This is a genomic window from Deltaproteobacteria bacterium, assembly GCA_009929795.1.
Classification (GTDB): Bacteria; Desulfobacterota; Desulfovibrionia; order Desulfovibrionales; family Desulfomicrobiaceae; genus RZZR01.
Genome location: RZZR01000236.1, coordinates 1 through 2,867 on the forward strand (window position 1 = coordinate 1; position 2,867 = coordinate 2,867).

The window sequence follows — 2,867 nt, forward strand, 5'->3', positions numbered from 1 at the left end:
TTTGCCGATTAATTGCCGATTTGGAGTTTTTTGAGAGCGAAGTACTGGAGGCGGGATCTCAGCGTTTTGACTTCCCGGTATTTGGCGATGGCTTCAAAGTCGATGGAGATCACCTTGGACAGTTCGGCCATGAAGACCTCCATGAGCTGGGCATGGGGCATGACGATAGCTTCGATGCCGAAGAGGATATTTTTCTTGCCGTTGACGCCGCCGGTCCGGGCGGCCCACCTGGCCGCGAGACCGGACTTGCGGACTTTCAGGGGGAGCCGGTAGACCTTCTTCCGCTGGTCCGGGTTCATGTTCTCGGGGATAACGATATCCTTGCGTTTGAAGTCTTTACAGAACTTGCCTTCGAACGTTCTGACATTCTTGATGCCGTTGTCCATGAGGTTTTCAACGAATTTGGTCGCGATGATGTCGCCGGCCGGGTCGAAATCAACGATCGAGAACACGATGAATTCGCGGGACAGATCGACCTGGCGGGTGCGGAGTTCATCGACGAAATACTCGATGCTCAAATACGAGGTCTGGCCACCTGTGGCCAGGGTGGTGATGTCGAAATCCCTGGTCACTTCTTGCAAAAGGCCTGTATATGATGTTTTCTCGGCTATCAGGATGATATGCGGGTGTTGCCTGGCGTGCCAGCGGTTGCCCTGGTCGTCGTCATCGAAACCGAAGTCTTTGTATTTGAAAAGGCCGGCTTTGACCATCACCATGAACATATCCGAGATGATGAGGTAGGCGTTGCCCTTTTTGTTGGCGCCGACGCGGTCCATGGTGTCTTTGATGTAATACCAGAAGGACCGGAGATTGCCGATATCGAAGGGTTTTTGGCCGAGCATCAGCTTGCCATACGTCTCCCAGATCACGTTTTTGATGAACAAGGACTTGTTCAGGCTTTTAGGTCCCTTGCCGAACTTTTCGAGCAGTTCGGCGTTCGACATGCTCAGGATGTTCTTGTCATACTGCTTGATGCCCAGCTTCTTCAGGATCTGACTCTTCTCGAGGCGCGAGAGATTGAGCGCGTAGGTGCGCAAGAACTGGGACGTTTTTCGGGTGGTCATGCCGGGGTGGAGAGGTCGGCGATTGCTTTCTTGACCTGTTCGAGAAGCTGTTTATCGGTCATTGCGTTGGGATCGGTGCCCTTTGACTCGAGCCATTTCTTGAAGTGATATCGAGACTGAAGCTTGGCGAATTCGTCAAACAGGGCATCCGGCGGCTTGGTGGTGTTCTCGCTGATCCATTGATCGATGGCCCATTTCGGGAACCGCAGGAGGTTTCCGAGTTTGGCGTATGGAATCTCGTTGTTGGAAACCTTTTTGTACAGAGTGCCTTCGGTGAGATCCAGATATTTGGCCAATTCCTTGATGGTCATGACTTCAGCGGACATGGCGGAAAGCTCCTCTCAAACAGGGTGTAACCAGCAGGGATACCGAGAGCGCGGACCAGGCTCTTGCTGATGGAGCCGGCCCCGACGTTCTAGCGGGCCTTCTTGGCATTGGCATGTTTTCGATTCTATCATGAAGGGGAGCCCAATTCTGGCGGTGGCCATTTTGCGCGGACTCGGTCTGCCTGTGAGCGCCCATTGCAAAGGAGGTTTGGGAATGGGTCAGAAAAAACGTGTGCCGGGGACGGTCGATCGGGTAGAGGGGGATGTGGCGGTCGTGGTTATCCGGGATCCGGATGACCCGGACAGCAACCGGGAAGTCTACGTCAGCAAGAAGAAGTTGAAGAAGGTCAATTTGAAAGAGGGTGACAAGGTAACGGTTACCATCGACAAAAAAGAATGACCTGGCTGCGTGCCAGGCCGGCGCCAAGCAGCGGCAAACGACCTGGGGATGGTTGACCGGCGGTGCCAGGTGCAGAATGGATCTTGAGCAACGTGGATCGGGGAATGGTCATCGTGACATGATGACCGATTTTCTTGTCCGGTCTTTTCGTGAGCGAACCGCCCAACATTGCCCGGGCCGGCTTGCCGAAGGCGATCCGGCCCGACCAGGGACTCGGCAAACCTCGGTTTCTTTCTTGGTCTTGGCTCCCGGGTCGCCGGCCGTTTTTAGGCCGGCGACCACGGACCAGGTGGTTCCCCCTTCCCCGGTGGAGCCACCCATCGGTAACCCCCTTCAGCCGTCCGGCGCGGAGACCGGCAAGGCGGGGACCCAAAAAAGGGCCCTATCTTTTTTGGGGGGGTAGCCTTGCCGGTCGAGCACCGGGCGGCATATCACGAGAACCGATGGGTGGTGGAACCGGGGAAGGGGTGCCTGGCCCCCCCTCTTCCCTGGAGGTGAATCCCGGAGGTCTTTCGTTCCCCTCGCCGGAGGCGCGGCAACGGATCACCGTAGAGCTTTGCCGGAAGTTCCGGATTGCCGTGTGGTTGATAGTCATGATGGCTTCTTCCCTTTTGCTTTGTGGCGATCGGAGGAATGGGTATTCGATAAAGCGACGGGGGGACACTTGGAACCTCTCTTCAGATCAGGCTTTAACAGTAAAAGCCAGTTTGGTTTGTTGTGATTCAAAGCACGGCTTAGCTTACGAAACCGTCGTTTGGTGAAGGAACCATCTGAGCCATGAAAAGGCACGACAGAAAAGGCCGTAGACATGGCGTGCCGGCGGCGGCATAATGTCATCTGGTGGGTTTCTCGAGAAACGAAGCAAAGAGAAAGAGAGGGAAACGTGAAGAAACTCGATCTGAACAAAAGCGCCGGCATCCTGAACGTCCTGACAGCCACCCGAGTGATGCCCAAGATCGTCGGGGGCAAACCCGCCAAAGCCGGAAAGTGGCCCTGGATGACTGCCTTGACCTATCATGGCTGTTCGGCCGCCGAATGTCAGTTTTGCGGCGGTGCTCTGATTGCGCCCCGTTGGGT

4 protein-coding genes are annotated in these 2,867 nt (G+C 55.5%); 2 read left to right on the forward strand and 2 right to left on the reverse strand.

The features are described from left to right. Positions 1-8 precede the first annotated feature (8 nt). Positions 9-1,064, reverse strand: a complete 1,056-nt coding sequence (locus EOM25_13610) for a hypothetical protein (protein ID NCC26210.1) — start codon at positions 1,062-1,064, stop codon at positions 9-11. Next, on the reverse strand, positions 1,061-1,390 hold the full coding sequence (locus tag EOM25_13615; protein ID NCC26211.1) for a DNA-binding protein: 330 nt from the start codon (positions 1,388-1,390) through the stop codon (positions 1,061-1,063). The genes EOM25_13610 and EOM25_13615 overlap by 4 nt, the downstream gene beginning before the upstream one ends. 130 nt (positions 1,391-1,520) lie before the next feature. On the opposite strand from EOM25_13615, the gene EOM25_13620 reads away from it, so the two are divergent. Together EOM25_13620 and EOM25_13625 are read left to right on the forward strand one after the other, a co-directional pair. Continuing rightward, complete coding sequence (locus EOM25_13620) at positions 1,521-1,790, forward strand: hypothetical protein (GenBank protein ID NCC26212.1); 270 nt, start codon at positions 1,521-1,523, stop codon at positions 1,788-1,790. Positions 1,791-2,598: 808 nt separating this feature from the next. Beyond that, the coding region (locus EOM25_13625; protein NCC26213.1) for a trypsin-like serine protease at positions 2,599-2,867 on the forward strand (269 nt) is incomplete at its 3' end.